Below are 22,050 nucleotides of genomic sequence, written 5' to 3' on the forward strand. Positions count from 1 at the left end.
GCATCGAGTGACGCCCGCAATACTTAAAACGGCAACTGCGCGTCCGGCTTCTCCGCCAGAATCACCCGACGAAAATCTTCCTGAATGCGCTTAAGCGCCGCGTCGTTGTCCGCTTCGAAACGCATCACGACGACCGGCGTCGTATTCGACGAACGCGCCAGCCCGAACCCATCCGGGTACTCGACACGCAAACCGTCGATCGTCAGCACGTCGTCCGCGCCAGTGAACTTCGCCGATTTCTGCAGACGCGCGATCAGCTCGAAATTCTCGCCCTCCTGCAACTTCAATTGCAGTTCAGGCGTGGAAAGCGAATTCGGCAGATCGTTGAGCAGCTTGCTCGGATCGGCCACGCGCGACAGGATTTCGAGCATACGCGCGCCGGTGTACAAACCGTCGTCGAAGCCGTACCAGCGATCCTTGAAGAACACGTGGCCGCTCATTTCGCCCGCGAGCGGCGCGCCCGTTTCACGCAGCTTCGCCTTCACAAGCGAATGGCCGGTCTTCCACATGACCGGCTCGCCGCCCTGCTCGCGCACCCACTTCGCGAGATTGCGCGTGCACTTCACGTCGTAAATGATCTGGCCGCCCTTGTTGCGCGACAGCACTTCCTGCGCGAACAGCATCAACTGGCGATCCGGATAGATGACCTGCCCGTCCTTCGTAACGACGCCGAGACGGTCGCCATCGCCATCGAACGCAAAGCCGACTTCCGCGTCCGTTTCCTTGAGCGCCTTGATGACGTCCTGCAGATTCTCCGGATGCGCCGGATCCGGATGATGATTCGGGAAGTTGCCGTCGATCTCCGTGAAGAGTTCGACCAGCTCGCAGCCGAGCGCCTTGAAAAGACGCGGCGCGAGACCGCCCGCGACGCCGTTGCCCGTATCGACGACGATCTTCATCGCGCGCACCGGCTTCACGTCCGACACGATGCGGTCGAGATACATTTGCGACACGTCGAATTCGGTGTACGTGCCTTCGCCCGTCGTGAAGTCGTTATCGACGATGCGCTTGTACAAGCCTTGGATCTGATCGCCGTAGATGGCCGCGCCGCGCAGCACCATCTTGAAGCCGTTGTAGTCGGGCGGATTGTGGCTGCCCGTCACGACGATGCACGAATCGACGCGACGCTCGCCCGAAGGCAACGGCAGCGGCACGCTCGCCGCGAAGTAGCCGACCGGAGTCGGCACCATGCCGATATCGACGACATCGACGCCCGCCGCGCGCAGGCCATCCGAGAGTGCGCCGACCAGTTCGGGACCGGAGAGACGACCGTCGCGCGCGACCACGACCGAATCGCCGCCCTGCTTTTTGATCTCGCTGCCGAACGACTGGCCGATGCTCTTAGCGACGTCCTTGTCGACCGTCTTGCCGACGATCCCGCGAATGTCGTAGGCCTTGAAGATGGATTGGGAAACTTGGCTCATGAGATGGCTACCTCCTCTCTATTAATTGATGGTTTCTCGGCGATGCAGCCATGAGGGCATGCAGGTCGTGACGGTTGGCGCGCCGCTGCAATGCACAGCGCGCGCGAACGACTGCCAGATGACGTATCGAATTCTGCCTATGCGTCTGGTAAACCAATACGAAAGAAACAATTCGAAGCAAATGGATGCAAAACCGGCGCAGCGGGCGGCCCACGGATCGCACTTATAATCGCTGTCTTTCGGCGCTCTGGTGGTTGCGCTCGCTCTGACGAAGCCGGTTGGAGCGTGCGCGTTCATTCTAATCCAATGCTCAAACGCTCTTTCGCCTCGATGCCTTCGAATGAGGCGCGTCTGCGTGCAAACACACAAAACTTGACCGATCGCTCGTTTGCGCGAGGCGGTCAGGCTTGGGTAGCACGCGCCGTGCCCGATTACGCCGAGCGCTTCACCGCATGAAGGCGCTCACGCGCTCCGGCAATCCGGACGTCGCCCGCGCGCTCGCCAACATCGTCTGGCTCGGGCTGGAGCGGCTCACGCAGATCGCGGTCGCCATCGTCATCTCCGGTTTGCTCGCGCGCTACCTCGGCCCGGACGACTTCGGCAAATGGCAATACGCGAACACGCTGCTGCTCGTCATCGCGCCGATCACGTGGGTGTGCGGCGCGGAGATTCTCGTGCCGACGATCGTCAACCGCAAGCCCGCCGATACCGGCGCCGTACTCGGCAGCGCGTTCGTGCTGCGCATGGGCGTGTCGGTCGTCGCACTCTGCGTAACGTGGATCTGGATCGCCGCCGGCGGCACCGACCCGATGGTCGGGCTGATGCTCGCCGGACTCGCCGTCACGATGCTCTTTCGCGAGCCGTTCATCGGCGTCGTCAATTCGTGGCTGCAAAGCCTCACCTACAGCAAGCCGCAGCTCATCGCGAGCATGGCGGCGGCCATCGTCAAGGCGGCGCTCGTCTTCGCGCTCGTGCGCATCGCGGCCGCGCCGTCGAGCTTCGGCTGGCTCTGGGCGCTCGAAGCCGCGGCGATCAGCGCCGCGCTCGTCGCGTACTACGTGCGCCGTCACGGCGGCACGCTCGGCTGGCGTTTCGACCGCGCACTGTTCAGACATTTCGCGAGCGCGGGCACGGTGTTCTGGCTCGGCCTCATCTGCATGTATCTGTTCCTGAAGCTCGACCGGCTGATGCTCGCGCATCGCGTGTCGTTCGCGGAACTCGGGCTTTACTCCGCCGCGCAGCAGTTGAACGAGAACTGGATCGCGCTCGCGCTGATGCTCTCGCAGACCATCGCGCCGGCGTTCGTGTATCGCGTGCAGGAAACCGCGCGCCTGAAGCGCAATCTCGTGCGCCTCTTCGCGATGACCGCCGCGCTGATGATCGCAGGCGCGGCCGTCCTCGATGCGCTCGCGGGCTTCATCATCGCGCGCGTGTTCGGACCGAATTACGCGGGCGCGGCGGACATCTTCCGCTGGGCCGTGTGGCTTTCGGTGCCCGCGGGCATCGAAGCGATCGGCAATCTCGTCGTGCTGAAATATCAGGCGAAGTATGTGCTGCTGTCGAAATGGCTTTTCGCGCTCGCGGTCGCGTTCGCGGTGAACTGGTTCGCGATACCGCGCATGGAAGGCTACGGCGCGCTGATCGGACTCGCGGCGGGTTATGTCGCGGCGGCATCGGTGAATTTCTACTACATCCGTTTTCGGCTGCGCGCATGAACGAACTCCACGATGTCGCCGTGCTGATGCCCGCGTTCAACGGCCAGGCCGATGTCGAACGCACGCTCGCGTCGTTTCGCGAAACGTCGATGGTGAACGTGCTCATCGTCGACGATGGCAGCACGCCGCCTATCGTCGCGCCCGTCATCGACGGCATGAACATCGACATTCTGCGCATGCCGAAAAACGGCGGCATCGAGCGCGCGCTCGAAGCGGGCATCGCGGCGCTGCACGCGCGAGGCGTCCGTTACGCGGCGCGCATCGACGCAGGCGATCTCGCGACGCCCGCTCGCCTCGCGAAGCAGCGCGCGTATATGGAGGCGCATCCGCGCGTCGCGGTGCTCGGCATGTGGACGCACGTCGTATCGACCGATGGCGCGCCGCTCTTCGATCTCACGCCGCCCGCCGATCCCGCCGCGATCCGCCGCATGATGCTCGCGCGCACATGCTTCACGCATCCGTCGCTGATGCTGCGCATCGACGCCGTGATCGAAGCGGGCAACTATCGCGCGCAGTATCGCGCCGCCGAGGATCTCGATCTGATCCTGCGTCTGCTACAACGGCACGACGGCGCGAATCTGCCGGAGTTCGGTCTCTTCTACGAACTGAACGAAAGCGGCATCAGCGCGACCAAACGGCGTGCGCAAATCATGTCGACACTGCGTCTGCAACTGCGCCATTTGCGCGTGACCAATCCGCTCGACTGGGCGGGCGTCGCGAAGAGCATCGCGCATCTCGTTTTGCCGTATCGCGCGTTGCGTGGATTGAAGGCGCGCTTGCTGAAGCGCGCATCCGCCGCGTGAACCTATTCCTGACTTCCGGATGACCAAAGAAAAGTCGAAGCTTCGTATCGCCCTCGTGTGCAACACGGCGTGGGCGATCTATACCTACCGGCAAGGCGTGCTGCGCATGCTGACCGCGCGCGGCGCGCAAGTCACGATCATCGCGCCGCGCGACCGCACCTTCGAGCCGCTCACCGAAATGGGCTGCCGCTGCGTCGAGTTGCCGGTCGCATCGAAAAGCACCGATCCGCGCGATGACCTCAGGACGCTCGCCGCGCTCTTTCGCGAATATCGTGCGACGCGTCCGCATATCGTGTTTCACTATACGATCAAGCCGAACATCTACGGCTCGCTTGCCGCGATGCTCGCGCGCGTGCCGTCGATCGCGGTGACGACGGGTCTCGGCTACGTCTTCATCCAGAAGAGCCGCACGGCGCAGGTCGCGAAGCGGCTGTACCGTTTCGCGTTCCGCTTTCCGCGCGAAGTGTGGTTCCTCAATCGCGACGATCACGAAGCCTTCCTGCACGAGAATCTGCTCGCGCATCCGGATCGCGCGCGGCGTCTGCATGGCGAAGGCGTCGATCTCGACGAATTCGCGTTCGAGCCGCTGCCCGCGCGCGAGGATTTCGTGTTCATCCTGATCGGCCGTCTGTTGTGGGATAAAGGCGTGGCGGAATATGTCGAAGCCGCACGCAGGATTCGCGCGAAGTTTCCGCACGCGCGTTTTCAGTTGCTCGGGCCGGTCGGCGTCGACAATCCGAGCGCGATCAGCCGCACCGACGTAGAAAAGTGGGAAGCGGAGCATATCGTCGAATATCTCGGCGAAGCGAACGACGTGCGGCCGCTCGTCGCCGCGGCGGATTGCGTCGTGCTGCCTTCGTATCGCGAAGGCGTGCCGCGCACGCTGATGGAGGCATCGGCGATGGGCCGCCCGATCGTCGCCACCGACGTTCCCGGCTGCCGCGAAGTGGTCGAGGACGGCGTGAACGGCCTGCTCTGCGAGGTCAAAAGCGCCGACAGCCTGACCGAAGCGCTCGAGCGCATGCTGACGCTCTCCGCCGACGAGCGCGCCGCCATGGCGCGGCGCGGCCGCGAAAAGGTCGCGAGCGAATTCGACGAAAAAAATGTCGTCGAACGCTACAAGGGCACAATACATGCCATTACCGGCATTTCACTTTGATTTCATGCAATCGGGAGAGCACAAGATGAATGGCAATCAGCCGACGAAGGGCACGATTCTCGTCACCGGCGGCGCGGGCTTCATCGGTTCGCATACGTGCGTCGAACTACTCGACGCGGACTATGGCGTCGTGGTCATCGACAATCTCGTCAACAGTCGCGCGGAGTCGTTGAAGCGCGTCGAGCGCATCACGGGCAAGAGCGTCACGTTTTATGAAGCCGATGCCCGCGACGAAGCCGCGCTCAACCGCATCTTCGACGCGCACGCGATCACCGGCGCGATCCACTTCGCGGCGTTGAAGGCCGTGGGCGAATCGGTCGCGAAGCCCATCGAGTACTACGAGAACAACATCGGCAGCCTGCTCGCGGTGCTCAAGGTCATGAAAGCGCGCGGCGTGCGCAACTTCGTGTTCAGCTCGTCGGCGACGGTGTATGGCGTGCCGAAGAGCGTGCCGATCGACGAATCGTTTCCGCTTTCCGCGACGAACCCCTACGGCCAGAGCAAGCTCATCGCCGAGCAGATCCTGCGCGATCTCGAAGTGTCCGATCCGTCGTGGCGCATCGCGACGCTGCGCTATTTCAATCCGGTCGGCGCGCACGAGAGCGGTTTGATCGGCGAAGATCCGGCGGGCATTCCGAACAACCTGATGCCGTATGTGGCGCAAGTGGCCGTCGGCAAGCTCGCGCAACTGCGCGTGTTCGGCAGCGATTACGATACGCACGACGGCACCGGCGTGCGCGATTACATCCACGTCGTGGATCTGGCGCGCGGGCATATCGCGGCCATCGATGCGCTCAAGAAGCTCGACCGCAGCTTCGTCGTGAATCTCGGCACCGGGCAAGGCTATAGCGTGCTCGATGTCGTGAAGGCGTTCGAGGCGGCGTCGGGCAAGCCGGTTCCGTATGAGCTCGTGCCGCGCCGTCCGGGCGATATCGCCGCCTGCTACGCCGATCCGGCCGCCGCGGCGGAACTGATCGGCTGGCGCGCGGAGCATGGCATCGAACGCATGTGCGCGGATCACTGGCGCTGGCAGTCGCAGAATCCGCAAGGGTTCGCTTAAAAGCGTCGAGGCGCTGCGCTTTGCGCGCGGCGCCGCTTTTTTCCATCGGTTCTATTTCATGCTCAGTTTCGCGCTTGCTTTTCTGGTCTCGCTCTTCGTGACCTTGTTGATCGTGCGCTTCGCACACCTGCAGGAGGGCGTGCTCGGCGACACCGATCTCGCCGGCGTGCAGAAGTTTCACGCGCGGCCCGTTCCGCGCATCGGCGGCGTGGGCATCATCTGCGGGCTCACGGCATCGGCCGTGCAGTTGCGATGGGGCTATCCGGCCGTATCGGGCGGCATTCTCGGCATCGTCGCGTGCGGCTTGCCGGCGTTTCTCTCCGGGCTGATCGAAGACCTGACCAAGCGCGTCTCGCCGCTCGCGCGCCTCGTCTGCACGATGGCCGCCGCGGGCCTCGCCTATGCGTTCCTGAACATCGCGGTCACGCGCATCAGCGTGCCGCCGCTCGATTTCCTGTTGTCCTACGCGGTCATTTCATGCGCGGTGACGGTGCTCGCCGTCGCGGCGCTCGCCAACGCGGTGAACATCATCGACGGCTTCAACGGCCTCGCATCGATGGTCAGCTTCATGATGTTCGCCTCGCTCGCCTATGTGGCGTTCCAGGTGCACGATCCGATCGTGCTTTCCGGTTCGCTCATCATGATGGGCGCGGTGATGGGCTTCTTCATCTGGAACTTCCCCGCCGGGCTGATCTTTCTCGGCGACGGCGGCGCGTACTTCGTCGGCTTCATGCTGGGCGAACTCTCGATCATGCTCGTGATGCGCAACCGCGATGTCTCCGCGTGGTATCCGGTGCTGCTCTTCATGTATCCGATCTTCGAGACGTGCTTCTCGATCTATCGCAAGAAGTTCATTCGCGGCATTTCGCCGGGCATTCCAGACGGCGTGCATCTGCATATGCTCGTCTACAAGCGTCTGATGCGCTGGGCCGTCGGCGTGAAAAACGCGCATGAGCTGACGCGGCGCAATTCGCTGACGTCGCCGTATCTGTGGCTGCTGTGTCTCGTCGCCGTGATTCCCGCGACGCTCTTCTGGCGGCATACGGTGCATCTGTTCTGCTTCGTCGTCGTGTTCGCGGCAACTTACGTGTGGCTCTACATGAGCATCGTGCGCTTCAAATCACCGCGCTGGCTCGTGTTTCGCCGGCCGCACACGGTGAAGAAATGAAGCGACGCCGCCTGAGTTCCAGGCGGCGTTTTTCATTCGAAGCCTTATTTCAGGTGCTTTGCGAAGAAATCCGCGGTGCGGCCGTTGGCGAGTTGCGCGGCCGCCGCGTCGTAATGCGCGCCCTGATTGCGCGCGAACGCGTGATGACAGCCGGGATACGTGTACACCTCGACATTCGGCTGCCCCTTCACCGCCGCCAGCACGCGGTTGCGCGCATCGGCGGGAATGAACTCGTCCTCTTCCGCGAGATGCAGCATGAGCGGCACCTTGATCTTCGGCAGTTCGGCGAGGTATTGATCCGTGCCGCCGCCGTAGTACGAAACCGATGCGTCGACATCCGTGCGCGCCGCCGTCAGGAACGAGAGCAAGCCGCCGAGACAAAAGCCGACGGAGCCGATCTTGCCCTGCACTTGTGAGAGTCCGCGCGCGAAACCGATCGTCGCCGCGATGTCCTCGACGCCCGTGTTCACGTCGAATGCGTTGTAGTACTTGAGCGCCTGCTGCCATTCGGCTTCGGTGCGATCGGTGAGTTCGACGTTCGGCTCCAGCCGCCAGAAGAGATCGGGGCATAGCGCGACGTATCCCTGGCGCGCGTATTCGTCACAGGTTTCGCGCATGTCGGCGTTGATGCCGAAAATTTCCTGAATCACGATCACGGCCGGCGCGGTCGTTTGCGCGGGATATGCGACGTAAGCGTCGAAATTGCCATCGGGGATGGAGATGCTGAGCGTCTCGGACATGGGAAGTCTCCTGGATGATGAAGCGAGCCCATCATATCCAAACTTTCCCGCGCCGCGCTCGAAGCGGACCACTCATCTCGGCGATGATCGCGAGTCCCCGGATGAATCGAGCGTATCGATCGATCGGGGCCTTGCATGCGTGTCGCGCCGAACCGCCCATGCCATTTCCCTTCTGCGAGGGTCGATTGTTATCGAGTGGCTCGCGCGGCCGGAACCGCGCGTCCTCGTGGGCCTGCTTCCCCGGCATCGCGGGGCACCTCGTTCCGGCGTGTAGCACGCACATCGCGCATATTGAGTGGTCTCAAGCCGGATCGGACCGCTTCCGGCCATTGCATCTTCGGTCCATCGAACGGCGGCGATCCGCCAGAATGCCGTGCTTTGCGGACATCGATTCGAAGCGTCCGATGAAGCGTGGTCCGGCGCACACGCGCATCCGTCGTTTCGCGCCGAAGACTAGTCGCAAGACGCCGCCGCAACCGCGCACGACAAGAGCCGCTGCTATATTCGACGCAAAAAATAGGGGTGCCGGGGCCGTCATGCGCAACAAGTTCGCCGTCGTCTGGATCTGGCTTTGCCTGCTTCCGCTCGCGTTCGACTTACGAAGCGTCGAGACGGCCAGCAAGGCCATCGATGTTCTGCTCACCGTGACATCGATGGGCGCCGCCTGCGCGATGCTGCTCATCGCGCCGCGCTTCGCGCGCCGCTCGCGCATGCGCGGGTTCGTCAGCGCGCTCTTTCTGCTCACGATCTTCGGCAGCGTCGCAACCCAATGGCTGCAAGGCAACGACGCCGGCAACTACGCGCGCGTCGTGCTGCCGTTCCTCTTGATGCTGCTCGGCTATTTCGTAGGCTGCCGTCCGTGGGATGCGCAGCGTCTTGCGCAGATCGAACGCGCGATGGTCTGGTCGATGATCGCATCGCTCGTGTTCGGCGGCGGTTTCGGCATGGCGATGCCTGGCGGCATCGACACCTTGAGCATTCGCGTCGTCCCGGTCACGTTCCTTTGTCTGCAAGGGCTGTTGCTGCACGAAATCGTCTTCGCGCAGCGCATCGGGAAGCTGGCCGGGCTGTTTTTTCTCGCGACGATCGTCATCGAGATTCTGTTCGGCACGCCGGGCCTCCTGGTCGGCACCGTGCTGCTGATCGCTTATGCGACGTGGCTCGCCGCGCCTTCGCTGCGCGCGTTCTTCGCCGCCGGTCTGCGCGCGGCCACGATCCTGACGCTGCTGATCGCGATGGCTACCGCGACGGCCACGTTCTTTCCGACGATCGGAGCCCCGTGGATGAAGCGTCTCTCGCTCGTGCAGGATGCGCCGCCCGCACGCGATCCGGTGCTGATCGCGCGTCTCGCGGAAATGAAGGATCAGGTCGATCAGACTACGTCGTCGGCGATGTCGACGATCGTCGGCATGGGCTACGGACACGACTATCGCTACGCGCCGTCGTATCTGCCGGATCTTGCCGGCGACATCAGCGAGCAGGACTTCTACGCCTTCAAAAAATGGGCGGCCGGCCGCGACTTCTGGGTCTATCAGTTCTTCGCAGGCGGCGTGCTGTTCGGGCTCGCGCTGCCGATCGCCATTCTGTGGGCGCTCTGGCGCGGTTCGCGGGCGTATCGCGCATGGCGGCACAGCACGCCCGATGCGCCCTGGCTGCCGGTGCTCGGCCGTGCGCTCTTCGTGCTCGCTGCGCTGCCCGCGACGTCGATCGGCGGTAATCCGCTCGGCGAGCGTTTTCCGGGGCTGATGTTCGGTGTCGCGCTGGGTCTCGTCGTCGCGTCGTATGCGCGCATCGCGCATGGCATCCACGCGCGCGCCGCCGAAGCGGCCGGTCGCACGCCGCAGCAAAGCGCGCCTTTTTACGGCGCGCCGCCCGACATGCATCCGCAAGACGGGCCGCTCACGGAGATACGTCCGGCGAATCCGCCGCGCGCGTCAGGTTCGCTGCCCGCGCAGTAAGATCCGTCCGCTCACTGCGCGCGCAGATGTGCCCGCAGATAAGGCGCGAAGCCGTTTTGAACGGAGATGATCTTCGTCGCGCAGTCGTCGAAATCCGAGCCTCGCGCGCGCTCGTCCTCGAACATGCCCTTGCATTGCGCGAAGAGCGAGATCGTCGCGCCGTCGCCGTTCGGGACGCGCGTCGCCGAGAACACCGGCTTGCCGGTGTCCGAAGGCACGTCGGTTTCGATCGCGGCATTGTCGGCGCGTGTCAGGCGTTCCTTCGAATTCTGCTCGACGTAAGTCTTCGTGAGCTTCCAGGCCGCATCGCACTGCGCCGCGTCGCGGCATGCGACGGTCGCATTGCGTTGCGCCGTATCGAGCGATTGCTGCGAGAGCAGGAACGTGCGTTCCTTCGTCTGCTCCTTCTCGACGGACGAGCACGCGGTGAGGACGATCGAAGCGACTGCGAGAGCGATGAGCTTTTTCACGGACGGAAAGCCAAAGAATCAGGTCGGACGGCGATTATAACGACGCCCGCTTTCGGCAACCATTTGCGTGCGGTATCGCGCGATCAGGAGGAGACACATGAAACACGCGCTTTTGTGGCTGGCCATCGCGGCCTTCGCGCCGTCGTTCGCGTATGCGGGCGATTCGGCCGATACTCCGTCGATGGACGCGCTGCTCGCGCAACAGAACGGCTATGTGGGCAATCCGGCGGGGGGCGCGCGGCTGCGTCCGGGCACGCGCAAGGCCGACGCAAAAGCGATGATGATGCCGCGAAGCGCGGCGGCGACGCTTTATCCGGCGCCTTCGGGTCTGAAGGCGCCGGCGTCGAATGCCGCGCGTGCGCGCGACATCTACAAGTCGCCGTATTGAACTGAGAAGACCTACTCCGCGATGCTCTCGTAGCTGTAATAGCCCGCGTAGGTGCTGCCCATCAGCACCTTCGATTGCGGCACATCGGTGAGGAGCACGCCCTTCATGTGCACGCCGCCGTGATAGAGGCGCTTCATCGTCTCGCCGATTTCCTGCACCTGATTCTTGCCGTGCCGCACGACGAGCAGGCTCGTGCCCGCGTGCCGGCCGATCACGGTCGCGTCGGTGACGGCGAGCACGGGCGGCGTATCGATGACGACGAGATCGTAGAGCTGCTTCAGTTCGCCGAGGATTTCGCCGAGCCGATCGCTCGCGAGCAGTTCCGCCGGATGCGATGGCAGCGAGCCCTTCGGAATCAGATCGACGCCGGGCAACACGTCGTGAACGATGACGTCCATCGCGTTGGCGCCCATCAGCACGTCGGATAGGCCCGGCGTGTGACGCACGCCGAAGTGCGAGTGGATGTCGCCGCGGCGCATGTCGCCGTCGATCAGCAACACCCGCTTTCTCGTCGATGCGACGAGCGTCGCGAGATTCGCCGACAGAAACGACTTGCCCGCTTCGGGCCGCGAGCCGGTCAGCATCACGACGTTGTTGCGCGCTTCGCCGAGCTGCAGTTGCAGCGACGTGCGCAAGCTGCGAATGCCTTCGACGGCCGCATCCTCCGGCGCCTGCGCCGCGAGCACGTGCATGCCTTCGCGGCGCATGCCGACCTGACGTTGCAGACGAAGCTGCTGCGTGCTGCGCGGCACGATGGCGAAGACGCGCGTGCCCAGTTGCCGTTCGATGTCCTCTGGACGCTCGACGCCGCCCCACAGCGACTTGCGCACGAACGCCGCGATGATGCCGAGCACGAGGCCGATGCCCGCCGAGATCAGGATCACGAGCGCGCGCTTCGGACGCACGGGATCGTCGGCGGGTTGCGCGAGATCGACGATCCGCACGTTGCCGACCTGCCCCGCCTTCGCGATGCGCAATTGCTGCGCGCTGTTCTGCAGGTTCGCGTAAAGCTCGCTGTTCGAGCGCACGTCGCGCGTATAGCGCAGCGCGGTCTGCTCGGTATCGGGCAGCGTCGACACGTTCTTGCCGAGGCGCGTCTGCGCGGCGGTGAGCGATGCAATCTGCGCATCGAGCGCCTGCACCGACGGATGATTCGCCGTAAAGCGCAGCGACAGTTCCGCGCGCTGTTGCTGAAGATCGGAGAGCTTCGTCTTGTTGTCGACGATCTGCTGCAGGAGCAAGCGGCTCTCTTCGGAGAGATCGACGGAACCTTGCTTGTTGCGAAACGCGCTCAGGCGCTGCTCGGCTTCATCGAGCTGCTTCTTCACGAGCGGCAGTTGCTGCTCCAGAAACGCGAGCGTGTGCTCCGCTTCGGCCGAACGCTTCTGCGTGTCCTGCTCCACATAACGATTCGCGATGTTGTTGACGATCGCCGCGATTTGTTTCGGATTACTACCTTCCAGAGATACGCCGATGATGCCCGATTGCAGTGCGGTCTCCGCCACGGTCAGGCGCTGCTGAAGACGGTCGATGGTCGTGATCGTCGAGAAGCGTTGCAGTTCGAACTGCACGCCGGGCTTGCCGTCGAGCTTGTCGACCTTGAGCGTCACCGGGCCTTGCGGCGTCGCGCCCGACACTTCCTTGCCGACCTGCCCCGTCAGCACGACCAGTCCGCTCGGATCGCGCAGTTCGTAAGCGCCGCGCTCGAGCGCGACGAGTGTGAACTTCCTGTCGTAGAGCTCCTTCGGCGTGTCGAAGAGCGGCACGTCGATGGCTTCGCCGCCCCACGCGAAGCGCGACAGATAACCCTGCGGAATCGGCCGGTTCAGCATCGCGAACACGTTGCCGACGAGCTTGCCCACGACCGGCAACACGCGCGGCGAGGCATCGATATCCAGATGCAGACGCCGCACCGTATCGTCGATGACGAGTCGCGAGCGCAGCAGTTCGATCTGCGCGGCAGTCGAAGTCTTCGTTTCGGTGAGTTGCGGAACGGCGGCTTGCAGCGCCTTGGCGCCGGCGTTCGCGTTGTTCGTGTTGGCCGGCTCGTCGACCTGGATCATCGCGTCGGCCTTGTAGGTCGGCGTCGCGAGATACGCGTAAGAGGTGCCGAGCGCAATCACGGCGAGCATGACGAGCGTCACGAGCTTCCAGTTGAGCATCGCCGCGGCCAGGTAATCGGACAGGCGCAGTTCGTCACCCGTCGATACGTCCACGTATCGCGTATCAAAGTTCATCGACATGATCTCGCTCGCTTATATTTTTTAAGTCGAACCATGATGCTCCGGCGCGCCCCGCGCGCGCCGGTCAGACACTTGATGCCAGATGCTTACTTCGTCAACACGGCCGCCGTCAAACCAGCGTTGATCGCCGGCAGCAGCAGGTTGAGCACGCGCGAGAAGCGCACGAGCCCGTTGTTGTCGACATAGACGACGTCATGCGGCTGCAGCTCGAAGTTGTTCGCGAGCAGCATCGACACCGGCGACAGCGCGTCGAGCTTGTAGACCTCCGGCTGGTCCGTCGCGCCGTTGCGGATCACGTACAGCTCGCGCGGGTTCGACGTTTCCGGGTTGAAGCTGCCCGCCTGCGAGATCGCGTCCGAGAGCGTGAGCTTGCCGTTGCGCATCGGGATGACGGTGGCCGGCTTGGTCACTTCGCCCATCACGTAGACGCCGTTTTCGTCGCGCGAATCGACACGCAGCGCATCGCCCGGCTTGAGCATGATGTCCGACGGGCTGCGGCCCTTCGACGTCATGCCGGCCATGTTGATGTGATACGTGACGCCATCGCGGATCAGCGTGACGCGGCTCTGATCCGCCGTCGTCGCGAAACCGCCCGCGCGGCCGATCGCCTCGGTGAGCGTCATCGGAATGTCGTTGATCTGCTGCGCGCCCGGCGTGCGGACATCGCCGTCGATATACACCTGCGACGCGCGGAACGACGCGACGCGCACCGTCACCTGCGGCTTCACGAACACCTTCGACAGCTCGGCATACAGCTCGCGCTGAACCTGCGTCTCGGTCTTGCCCGCGACGTGCAGCGGCTTGTTCACGTACGGGAATTGCAGATTGCCGTCGGCATCGACGACGAAGCCGGGCGCGGCATCCGACGTGCGCGTCTGGTTCGCCGGCTGGCCGAGCGCCGCGACGAGTTCCGGGTGATCCCAGACCGTGATCTGCAGCACGTCGCCGACGCCCAGCTTGTAAGGCGCGGGCTTGCCGTAGAGCGAGGCGTTCGGATCGCCCGTCACGGACGGCTGCGCGGCGCGCATCTTCTTCACGAGCGCGGCGTCGATGGTCGTGATCGGGATGTTGGTGGTCGTGGCCGGATCGCCCTGATCGTTCGACGTTTCGACGAGCTGGGCGGGCTTTTCCATGTGCATGCCCGGCGAGAGCCCGCAACCCGTCAGGATCACGGCGACGGAAGCTGCCGCAGCCAGGCTCGTGAGGCGGAAGATACGCGACACGTTGGTGTTGGCGGCCATGGAGGTGGTGCCCGGTTGTTGTTGGTTGTGCATGATGGTCGTCCCCTGCATCAGTAAGCGTTGGTGTGGCGTAGTCCCTTGAAGATCGTTGCGGCGATGATTCTCATATCGAGTCCGAACGACCAGTTACCCAGATAGTACAAATCGTGAGCGACGCGTCCTTCCATCTTTTCGATCCGATCCGTTTCCCCACGAAAACCGTTGACCTGGGCCCAGCCGGTGATGCCTGGCTTGATCCGGTAACGATGGATGTACCCCGATACGACCTTCTGATACAGGTCGTCATGTTCGAGCGCGTGTGGACGCGGGCCCACGACCGACATGTCGCCGCGCAGAACGTTGAAGAACTGCGGCAGCTCATCGAGGCTGGTGCGGCGCAGGAACGCTCCGACACGGGTCACGCGCGGATCGTTGCGCGTGGCCTGGCGAAGCACTCCGGCCTGTTCCGTGTGCAGGCGCATCGAACGGAACTTGTAGATGGTGAAGACGCGGCCATCCGCGCCTTTGCGGTTCTGCCGGAACAACACCGGCCCGCGCGAAGTGAGCTTGATTGCGAGCGCGATGCAGATGAGCGCCGGCGAGACCGCGATGATCGCGCCGAGCGCGAACAGGCGGTCGAAGATTTCCTTTTGCAGCTGCGCCGACGCCGACAACGGCGTCGCGACGAGATTGATCGCGGGCTGGCCGAGCAGATCGGTGACGCCGCTTTCGAACAGCGCGAGGCTGCGCACGTCGGGGATGAAGCGCACGTTGATGAGATCGTCGCGGAATTCGTTCACGAAGCGCAGGATCGTGGGCTCCTCCGACAGCGGCAACGCGAGCCACACTTCATGGACGTTCTGCGCGCGCACGAAGGCGACGAACGCGTCGAAATCGTCATACACGGGCAGGCGCGTGTTCAGACGCGACTTGCCCGCCGCCGCGTTGAACGCCGCGCACATGCGAAAACCGGTGTCCTGCGAACGCTCGATCTTGCGCAGCATCGAATCGCAATGTCTGCCGCAGCCGACGATTGCCACTTGCTGCAGGTTCAGGCCCGCGTTGCGCATGTGCGCGAGAATCGCGTGCGTGATGAGACGGCCGGCGATCATGAGGCCGCCGGACATCGCGGTCCAGTAGGCGAACCAGAGGCGCGACACGTAGTCGAGCCGATGCAGCGAGAACATCAGCGCGAGCGCGCAGCCCTGCACGACGAGCCAGCCGAGCGAGACCTGACACGCAAGCTGAAGCTTGCTGCGGCCGCGCCACGACTGGTAGACGCCGAAGCCAGGAAAGAGCGCAAGCGAGAACGCCGCCGCGAACGCGACGAACGCCACCGAATAGGTGTGTGCCTCGATGTACTCGAACCTGATTTGCGACGCCACTGCCGCACCGCCGACGATCATCAAGACGTCGAACAGGCGCGCGAGCAATCCCTGTAAATCGCGCATGTTTTTTTCCCCGGAACGCAATCAGCCCTTTACCGCCCTTCAGTCTCCTCCTCGCGTTAGCCCCGTCTTCTTCTTGTGAACGGTTGCAAGAAAGTCTTCTGCCTTCGAACGCTCAACTGCGCCCGTAGGTGTCGTCGAAACGCACGATGTCGTCTTCGCCGAGATAGCTCCCCGACTGCACTTCAATGATTTCGAGCGGCACCTTGCCCGGGTTCTCCAGACGATGCCGCACGCCGAGCGGAATGAACGTCGATTCGTTCTCGGAGAGCAGAAACTGCTCTTCGCCGCGCGTGACGAGCGCCGTGCCGCACACGACGATCCAGTGTTCCGCGCGATGGTGATGCATCTGCAGCGACAGCTTCGAGCCCGGCGACACCACGATGCGCTTGACCTGGAAGCGCTCCCCGTGCTCGATCGAATCGTAGAAACCCCACGGGCGGCGCACCTTGCGATGCGTATCCGCTTCGGGCGCGTGCTGCTCGCGGATGCGCGCAACCAGCCCCTTGATGTCCTGCACGCGCGAACGGTCCGCGACGAGCACGGCGTCGTCCGTCTCGACGACGATCACGTTGGTCGTGCCGACACACGCGACGAGCCGTCCGCCTTCGGAGCGCGCATAGCTCGATGTCGCGCCTTCGAACACGACGCGGCCGCTCGCGACGTTGCCCGATTCGTCCTTGTCCATCGCGTCCCACACGGCGTCCCACGAACCGAGATCCGACCAGCCCGCGACGAGCGGCACGACCACGCCGTCGCACGGCTTCGTCGGCGTGCCGATGTGCTCCATCACCGCATAGTCGATCGAGTCGGACGGCGCGCGCCCGAACTGCGCCGCCTGCGGGCGGAAGAACTTGCCGTCGGCCTCGCCCTCCTGCGCGGCGGCCGAGCACGCCGCGTGCATGTCGGCATTGAGCTTTTGCAGCGCCGCGAGCCACACGCTCGCGCGCACGACGAAGATGCCGCTGTTCCACCAGTACGTGCCCGCCGCGACGTATTGCGCCGCGAGTTCCGCCGCCGGCTTTTCGACGAAGCGGTCGATCTCGTGCGCGCCGTCATCGAGCGCCGCGCCCAGACGGATGTAGCCGAAGCCGGTGTCGGGGCGCGTCGGCGGAATGCCGAGCGTCGCGATCACGCCGCGCTCCGCATGTTCCGCAGCGATCGCGATCGCGCGATGCAGCGCCGAAATATCGGCGATGGAGTGATCCGCCGGCATCGCGACCATGATCGCGTCCTCGCCGTCCCTCACGGCGGCAAGTGCCGCGAGCGTGAGCGCGGGCGCGGTGTCGCGGCGCGCCGGCTCGACGATGATGCGTGCATCGACGCCGGCTTCGCGCGTCTGTTCTTCCGTCGTGAACCGATGCTCTTCGCCGCACACGATGATCGGCTCGCCATCGACCTTGAAGTTGCCGGCAAAGCCTTTGAGCCGCGACACCGTCGCCTGGAGCAGCGAGTCACGTCCGACGACGCCGATCAGCTGCTTCGGGAATTGCTCACGCGACATCGGCCACAGGCGCGTGCCCGAGCCGCCGGCGAGGATCACAGGGACGAGGCGGCGGCATGGCCCGGCCGCCATGGCCGGGCCCGCCTCCACACCTGCTGCTCCCTGCTTCACCCCACCTTCCGTGCGTGCTTCATTCGTCATAAAGAACTCCTGCCTGCCTGTTCGTCCGAACGGCGAACCGTTCGGGAAATGATTAAGTGCCGGACCGATCGGGTCCGGCCAAAGGTCCGACGTTTTACGCCATGGTCGGGCTCAGAGCGGCCCACGTCACATAAGCGCGCGGGTCAGCCGTTCGCCTCGCGTCTGCTCTGCATTCGGTACTCCGTCGGCGAGATCAGAAGGCGCTTGCGGAAAATCTTCGCGAGCCTGTCGCCGTTGCCCATGCCGCTTCTGCGCGCGATCTTGTCGACCGGCAGTTCCGAATCCGTCAGAAGCGCACAGGTCACGGCGAGGCGCGCCTGCAGCAAATAATCGGACGGCGTGATGCCCATCTCGATCTTGAAGCGGCGCAAGAAGTTGCGCTCGCTCATCGCGGCCACCTGCGCCGCATCGACGACCGAAATCGGCCGTTCGCAGTTGTCCTGCAGCCAGCGCGCCGCCGCGCGGATCTTGTCGCCCGCCGACGCCACGCCGCTGTCGCCGAGGATCGACACGAGCTTCGCGGCCGAACCGGGCATCAGACGTTCGGCGACGCTGCGCGACACGTCGATGCCGAGATCGCGCTTCACGATCAGAAGCGCGCCCTTCATCGACTCGTAGCGGTCGCCGGCGTCGCCCTGCTGCTCGTCGCGCACGAGTTGCATCGCGTTGCCGTAGCGCGCCTGCGCGTCCTGCGCCTGACCGATGCCCGCGGCGTCGAGCACCTTGCGGCCCTCGGAAATCGCGCGCACGATCGTGGTCTTGGTCTGCACGCGACGCAGCCATTCGATGATGCGATCGTCCTTCGCCGCTTCTTCCGCGCCACGGCCGCCCGCGACGAAAAGCGCGTCGAAGCCGCCGTAGTGGCGCGCATCGAGACCGTCCGTCCAGACGCGCACCGACGACGAGCACGCCACGTTGCCGCCTTCGACCGACAGGAACCGCACGTCGTACGTGCAATCCGGCCGCGACTTCGCCGACGACAGCTCGTTCGCCATGTGGAAGACCTCCGCGACGATTCCCGCGCCGAGCAGCGAAAAGCCGTCGAACAGCAGGATCGCGACCTGGCGCACCTCGGTCTGCGAGGCGTTCGACGCGGGAGGCGTCCAACCCATGACTGCGGGTTCAAGAGTGGCGTAAGGCATGGTCATCCTCTGCAGCTTGTTTCCTGGAAGGCGCGGAAGAGTTGTTCGGTCATTGCGGCGCATCAATGGACTTCCGGACTTCGCCGGGTTGCCGTGACCGATTGGAACGAAGTGTTGGCGGAATCGATCCGCTGGCTTGAATAATAAGCAGACAATGTTTTTTGTGCTCTGGATTTTCGCGCTTAAACCACAGAATCTGTTCCGCTATGAGGGTGAGCGCACATTGAAATCCTTCCCCAAATTCCGGAAAGCCTGCATTCAATGCATGGAAAACAAATACGGATTTGTCATACAAGGGTTGATTCGGCGGTTTAGCTCAATCTGATTCCCGTGCCGCCAGATCGGACACAGCGTTGCTCACTAAGCTCCGCAGGACGGCCCTGCGCGGTCCGCCGGATGCGATGGCCGCCAAGTCCGATCATTCGAATTGATTCATTTATGAAACATCGATGTGTGCGAAAGCGGACGTTCGTACCGCTGCAATCGGAAAATTTTGGTTTCGCCGTTACATTTAGGAACGATATGTAATGCGCATTTCAGACGCCGATTAAAATCCGCGAACGGCTTCGGCATTAATACTCAATGATTTTCTAATAACGCAATCGAGGTCCCCAACGTGATTTTTGATTAACCCGTTTTATTTTTATTCAAAGGCATAATGCGGTATTTTCATATGAACTTAGATGCTGCATTGCAGCGGACGCGGGATCGCGTCGAACCTGCATGCGCGCGGGACTCGGGCGCTGTCACCGTCCGCCATCGGCTAGTATTTTTGCGGCGGCGCACGCTTCGACACTATTTGCCGAATCGCCCAATTCTTGTTTTGCAATGATCGGCTGAATGCGGCTCGAATCGCGCGTACGTTCGCAATCGTCTTCACGCAAATTTTCGTACAGCGCGCGGACACGCAAATCGGTCAGGTTTGCCGCCCGCGCTGACAATGTGCTGACCGTTGCTCGTCAGCCTTGCTTGTTTCAGTCGTGAAATTCCCTCGCGCGTGCGCGCACGCACGGTCATGCGGCGTCGCAGCGGGCATCGTTTGCGCGACGCACGACTCACCGAAGCCAACCCGGAGCAACGATGCTGAGCAACGCTGATTTCCTGACGGTCGTGCGGCTCGCGCCGCTCGTGGCGATCGATCTGATCGTCACCGATGGCAACCGGCGCATCCTCGTGGGGCATCGGCGCAACCGGCCCGCGCAGGGCACATGGTTCGTGCCGGGCGGCCGCATCAGAAAAGACGAATCGCTCGATGCCGCCTACAGGCGCATCGTCAGCAACGAGTTGGGCGTCGCGAGCGCGCAGCGTTCGGCCGCACGCTTCTTCGGCGTCTACGAGCATCTCTACGACGACAACTTCGCGGGCGCCGATGGCATCGGCACGCATTACATCGTGCTCGCCTACGCGCTGACGCTCTCGAGCAAGGTTCCGATCGGCCGCTTCGATCAGCACAGCGACTATCGATGGCTTATGCCCGACGAACTGCTCGCGCGCGACGACGTGCACGAAAACACCAAGGCCTACTTCCGCTGATCCGCGCGAAAAGGCGCGTACCGAGATCATCTGCCAACACTTCGTCAATTTCGGACTCGGCGCGCGGCGGCTGCCGGGCGCCGCGTATAGTGCGCCCATGTAAGCTCACTTTCCCGCTACTTACGTTCCTGCATCGATCGAACCCCGGCCGGACACGACGCCTGCCGCGGTTCGCACAGGGAGAAGTCGATGGTGTACGCCAATGGTACGGGCCGGCTTCAGGTCGTGCGCGCGGTCGCGCCCGACGTGCCGTCCGCCGATATGACCAGCGCGGCGAAGCGAATCGGCATTCTGATCTTCGAGGACTTTTCGCTCGTCGAAGTCAGCTCGATCTCCGAGGTCTTCTCGGTCGCGAATCAGGTGCATCTGCCCGCCGACGCCAACGCACGCGCGCAGGCGCCGAATTATTCGCTGATGTTTCTGTCGAGCGATGGCGGCAGCGTGGCGAGCAGTTGCTCGATGCGGATCTGGACCGAGAGTCTCGAAACGCGCTGGATGAACGAATGCGACGCGCTGTTCATCGCGGGCGGCGTGGGCGCGCGTCATGCGCGTAACGATGCCGCGCTGCGCAAGCGCCTCGCGCGCGTGGCGCCGAAGATTCCGTTCATCAAGGCGATCGGCGAAGGCGCGCAGATTCTCGCCGCGGCCAATCTCGACGTGCAGAACCGCACGCTCGATTTCGCCGGCGAGCCGCAAGGCCGCGCGCTTGCGCCGGCGTTGTCGAATCCGCTTTTCATCGCGGAACAAACGCTCACGCTCGACGATCCCAAAGGGCCGATCGCGGCGGCGCTGTCGATCATCAAGCGCGATCACGGCGCGGCGCTCGCGCGTGAAGTATCGGAGCGCTCCATTCCGGGCGCGTGGCAGAAGCTCGCCACCGTGCTCGACGATACCGAAGCCGGCAGCGTGCGCCAGAAGATCGACGCCGCCGCGCGCTGGATCCGCGAGAACTACGTGCGGCCGATCTCGATCACCGATGCGGCGCGCGTCGCCGCGATGAGCGAGCGCAATTTCCTGCGCCGCTTCAAGGCGCAGATCGGGCTGACGCCGTCGGAATACCTGTTGCGCGCGCGGCTCGATGCGAGCTGCATGTTGCTGGCCGCGACCGATCTGCCGGTCGACAAGATCGCGCGGCGCTGCGGCGCGGGCAGCGGCGACGGCCTCGCGAAAATCTTCCGCAAGCGGCTCTCGATCTCGCCGACCGAATACCGGATGGCAGGCCGCCGAAAACAGGGCGACGGTTCGTAAACGTCCGGAGCCGGCCTAGAACAAATACGCATGGAATCAAAGGTACTCTGGACGCTTTCGAATCTCGGCGACGCGGCCTTTCTGCTGCCACTCGCGCTCGTCTGCGCGCTGTGGCTGCGCACGGTCGACGTGCGCCTCGCGGTGCGCTGGGCCGTGATGCTCGCGATCGGCATGGGGCTCGTCGGTCTGTCGAAGATTCTCTATGCCGGCTGCGGCGTCGAGATCGCCGCGATCCAGTTGCGCATGATCAGCGGACACACGATGCTCGCCGCGTCGATCTACACCGTCGCCGGCGGCTTGCTGTTCGGCGCATTCGGCGGAAGCTGGCATCGGCTGGGCGCGGCGGGCGGACTCGCGCTCGCGGCGGCCATCGGCGCGAGCCGCATCATGCAGGACGCGCACACGCCCGCCGAAGTCGTCGCGGGCTGGGTGCTCGGCGCGGTCATCGCCGCCCTCTTCCTCATGCGCGTCTTCGAAACGCCGCGCAAGATGCCGCGCGCGCTCGTCGCGGGTTGCGCGCTGCTGGCGGTTTCGTCGATCGCCTACGGCCATCACGCGCCGTTCCAGCGGATGATCGAGCACTATTCGTGGCGGCTCTGTCAGGGACTCGGGCTCTGAGCTTCGCGTCAGTTCACTCGCAGCGCATGGGCTGACGAACTTCAGTATGATCGCAGGCTCTTTTCTCT

At 63.8% G+C, this 22,050-nt stretch carries 19 protein-coding genes; 10 read left to right on the forward strand and 9 right to left on the reverse strand.

Annotated elements, in window-relative coordinates; all coding sequences use genetic code 11:
* Positions 1-23: 23 nt before the first annotated feature.
* Positions 24-1,424 (reverse strand): phosphomannomutase/phosphoglucomutase, encoded by a 1,401-nt coding sequence (locus NCR93_RS10470; protein WP_008342501.1) that lies wholly within the window; start codon positions 1,422-1,424, stop codon positions 24-26.
* 452 nt (positions 1,425-1,876) lie between these two features.
* On the opposite strand from NCR93_RS10470, the gene NCR93_RS10475 reads away from it, so the two are divergent.
* The 5 genes from NCR93_RS10475 to NCR93_RS10495 are packed head-to-tail and all read left to right on the forward strand — an operon-like array spanning position 1,877 to position 7,329.
* Positions 1,877-3,139, forward strand: coding sequence for an oligosaccharide flippase family protein (locus NCR93_RS10475; RefSeq protein WP_034472769.1), 1,263 nt, complete (start codon positions 1,877-1,879; stop codon positions 3,137-3,139).
* Positions 3,136-3,942 carry a glycosyltransferase gene (locus tag NCR93_RS10480; RefSeq protein ID WP_175980397.1) on the forward strand — a complete coding sequence of 269 codons (807 nt, stop codon included), beginning with the start codon at positions 3,136-3,138 and terminating at the stop codon, positions 3,940-3,942. The genes NCR93_RS10475 and NCR93_RS10480 overlap by 4 nt, the downstream gene beginning before the upstream one ends.
* A gap of 19 nt (positions 3,943-3,961) precedes the next feature.
* Positions 3,962-5,101: a glycosyltransferase family 4 protein gene (locus NCR93_RS10485; protein ID WP_034472774.1), complete on the forward strand. Its 1,140-nt coding sequence runs from the start codon at positions 3,962-3,964 to the stop codon at positions 5,099-5,101.
* Between the two features lie 25 nt (positions 5,102-5,126).
* Positions 5,127-6,161, forward strand: coding sequence for a UDP-glucose 4-epimerase GalE (gene galE / locus NCR93_RS10490; protein WP_034472825.1), 1,035 nt, complete (start codon positions 5,127-5,129; stop codon positions 6,159-6,161).
* A 58-nt stretch (positions 6,162-6,219) separates the two neighbouring features.
* Positions 6,220-7,329: an MraY family glycosyltransferase gene (locus NCR93_RS10495; RefSeq protein ID WP_033537192.1), complete on the forward strand. Its 1,110-nt coding sequence runs from the start codon at positions 6,220-6,222 to the stop codon at positions 7,327-7,329.
* 44 nt (positions 7,330-7,373) lie between these two features.
* Here the strand turns inward: NCR93_RS10495 and NCR93_RS10500 are convergent, their stop codons facing one another.
* A complete protein-coding gene (locus NCR93_RS10500) occupies positions 7,374-8,069 on the reverse strand; it encodes a dienelactone hydrolase family protein (RefSeq protein ID WP_008342514.1) in 696 nt (231 codons plus the stop codon).
* A gap of 536 nt (positions 8,070-8,605) precedes the next feature.
* On the opposite strand from NCR93_RS10500, the gene NCR93_RS10505 reads away from it, so the two are divergent.
* Entirely contained in the window at positions 8,606-10,027 is a 1,422-nt protein-coding gene (locus NCR93_RS10505) for a hypothetical protein (RefSeq protein ID WP_241814162.1), read from the forward strand.
* An 11-nt stretch (positions 10,028-10,038) separates the two neighbouring features.
* Here NCR93_RS10505 and NCR93_RS10510 read toward each other — a convergent pair whose 3' ends face one another.
* Complete coding sequence (locus NCR93_RS10510) at positions 10,039-10,497, reverse strand: hypothetical protein (RefSeq protein ID WP_034472777.1); 459 nt, start codon at positions 10,495-10,497, stop codon at positions 10,039-10,041.
* 97 nt (positions 10,498-10,594) lie between these two features.
* Between NCR93_RS10510 and NCR93_RS10515 the strand changes: the two genes are divergently transcribed.
* Positions 10,595-10,885: a hypothetical protein gene (locus tag NCR93_RS10515; RefSeq protein WP_008342521.1), complete on the forward strand. Its 291-nt coding sequence runs from the start codon at positions 10,595-10,597 to the stop codon at positions 10,883-10,885.
* Between the two features lie 11 nt (positions 10,886-10,896).
* Here NCR93_RS10515 and NCR93_RS10520 read toward each other — a convergent pair whose 3' ends face one another.
* From NCR93_RS10520 to NCR93_RS10545, 6 genes are all read right to left on the reverse strand, one after another.
* Positions 10,897-13,128 carry a polysaccharide biosynthesis tyrosine autokinase gene (locus NCR93_RS10520; protein WP_175980399.1) on the reverse strand — a complete coding sequence of 744 codons (2,232 nt, stop codon included), beginning with the start codon at positions 13,126-13,128 and terminating at the stop codon, positions 10,897-10,899.
* A gap of 86 nt (positions 13,129-13,214) precedes the next feature.
* Positions 13,215-14,369, reverse strand: a complete 1,155-nt coding sequence (locus NCR93_RS10525) for a polysaccharide biosynthesis/export family protein (RefSeq protein WP_008342525.1) — start codon at positions 14,367-14,369, stop codon at positions 13,215-13,217.
* 50 nt (positions 14,370-14,419) lie between these two features.
* A complete protein-coding gene (locus NCR93_RS10530) occupies positions 14,420-15,799 on the reverse strand; it encodes an undecaprenyl-phosphate glucose phosphotransferase (protein ID WP_008342527.1) in 1,380 nt (459 codons plus the stop codon).
* Between the two features lie 112 nt (positions 15,800-15,911).
* A complete protein-coding gene (locus tag NCR93_RS10535) occupies positions 15,912-17,441 on the reverse strand; it encodes a mannose-1-phosphate guanylyltransferase/mannose-6-phosphate isomerase (RefSeq protein WP_502799848.1) in 1,530 nt (509 codons plus the stop codon).
* 143 nt (positions 17,442-17,584) lie between these two features.
* Complete coding sequence (locus NCR93_RS10540) at positions 17,585-18,583, reverse strand: GlxA family transcriptional regulator (RefSeq protein ID WP_175980400.1); 999 nt, start codon at positions 18,581-18,583, stop codon at positions 17,585-17,587.
* 49 nt (positions 18,584-18,632) lie between these two features.
* Positions 18,633-18,878: a hypothetical protein gene (locus tag NCR93_RS10545; RefSeq protein ID WP_175980401.1), complete on the reverse strand. Its 246-nt coding sequence runs from the start codon at positions 18,876-18,878 to the stop codon at positions 18,633-18,635.
* Positions 18,879-19,663: 785 nt separating this feature from the next.
* Here NCR93_RS10545 and NCR93_RS10550 point away from each other — a divergent pair.
* The 3 genes from NCR93_RS10550 to NCR93_RS10560 all read left to right on the forward strand — a co-directional run bounded on the left by NCR93_RS10550 (position 19,664) and on the right by NCR93_RS10560 (position 21,982).
* Positions 19,664-20,116, forward strand: a complete 453-nt coding sequence (locus NCR93_RS10550) for a GDP-mannose mannosyl hydrolase (protein WP_034472787.1) — start codon at positions 19,664-19,666, stop codon at positions 20,114-20,116.
* 189 nt (positions 20,117-20,305) lie between these two features.
* A complete protein-coding gene (locus NCR93_RS10555; RefSeq protein ID WP_034472789.1) occupies positions 20,306-21,364 on the forward strand; it encodes a GlxA family transcriptional regulator in 1,059 nt (352 codons plus the stop codon).
* Between the two features lie 30 nt (positions 21,365-21,394).
* The gene (locus tag NCR93_RS10560) at positions 21,395-21,982 is read left to right on the forward strand and encodes a phosphatase PAP2 family protein (RefSeq protein WP_034472792.1); all 588 of its coding nucleotides are present in this window, start codon (positions 21,395-21,397) and stop codon (positions 21,980-21,982) included.
* The last annotated feature ends 68 nt before the right edge of the window (positions 21,983-22,050 follow it).

The sequence above is a fragment of the Caballeronia sp. ATUFL_F1_KS39 genome, from assembly GCF_023630985.1.
GTDB lineage: Bacteria > Pseudomonadota > Gammaproteobacteria > Burkholderiales > Burkholderiaceae > Caballeronia > Caballeronia zhejiangensis.

Coding starts and splice junctions, on each gene's coding strand:
- NCR93_RS10470 (WP_008342501.1), bottom strand. CDS start 1,424: ATGAGCCAAGTTTCCCAATCCATCTTCAAGGCCTACGACATTCGCGGG.
- NCR93_RS10475 (WP_034472769.1), top strand. CDS start 1,877: ATGAAGGCGCTCACGCGCTCCGGCAATCCGGACGTCGCCCGCGCGCTC.
- NCR93_RS10480 (WP_175980397.1), top strand. CDS start 3,136: ATGAACGAACTCCACGATGTCGCCGTGCTGATGCCCGCGTTCAACGGC.
- NCR93_RS10485 (WP_034472774.1), top strand. CDS start 3,962: ATGACCAAAGAAAAGTCGAAGCTTCGTATCGCCCTCGTGTGCAACACG.
- galE (WP_034472825.1), top strand. CDS start 5,127: ATGAATGGCAATCAGCCGACGAAGGGCACGATTCTCGTCACCGGCGGC.
- NCR93_RS10495 (WP_033537192.1), top strand. CDS start 6,220: ATGCTCAGTTTCGCGCTTGCTTTTCTGGTCTCGCTCTTCGTGACCTTG.
- NCR93_RS10500 (WP_008342514.1), bottom strand. CDS start 8,069: ATGTCCGAGACGCTCAGCATCTCCATCCCCGATGGCAATTTCGACGCT.
- NCR93_RS10505 (WP_241814162.1), top strand. CDS start 8,606: ATGCGCAACAAGTTCGCCGTCGTCTGGATCTGGCTTTGCCTGCTTCCG.
- NCR93_RS10515 (WP_008342521.1), top strand. CDS start 10,595: ATGAAACACGCGCTTTTGTGGCTGGCCATCGCGGCCTTCGCGCCGTCG.
- NCR93_RS10520 (WP_175980399.1), bottom strand. CDS start 13,128: ATGTCGATGAACTTTGATACGCGATACGTGGACGTATCGACGGGTGAC.
- NCR93_RS10525 (WP_008342525.1), bottom strand. CDS start 14,369: ATGGCCGCCAACACCAACGTGTCGCGTATCTTCCGCCTCACGAGCCTG.
- NCR93_RS10530 (WP_008342527.1), bottom strand. CDS start 15,799: ATGCGCGATTTACAGGGATTGCTCGCGCGCCTGTTCGACGTCTTGATG.
- NCR93_RS10535 (WP_502799848.1), bottom strand. CDS start 17,441: ATGACGAATGAAGCACGCACGGAAGGTGGGGTGAAGCAGGGAGCAGCA.
- NCR93_RS10540 (WP_175980400.1), bottom strand. CDS start 18,583: ATGCCTTACGCCACTCTTGAACCCGCAGTCATGGGTTGGACGCCTCCC.
- NCR93_RS10550 (WP_034472787.1), top strand. CDS start 19,664: ATGCTGAGCAACGCTGATTTCCTGACGGTCGTGCGGCTCGCGCCGCTC.
- NCR93_RS10555 (WP_034472789.1), top strand. CDS start 20,306: ATGGTGTACGCCAATGGTACGGGCCGGCTTCAGGTCGTGCGCGCGGTC.
- NCR93_RS10560 (WP_034472792.1), top strand. CDS start 21,395: ATGGAATCAAAGGTACTCTGGACGCTTTCGAATCTCGGCGACGCGGCC.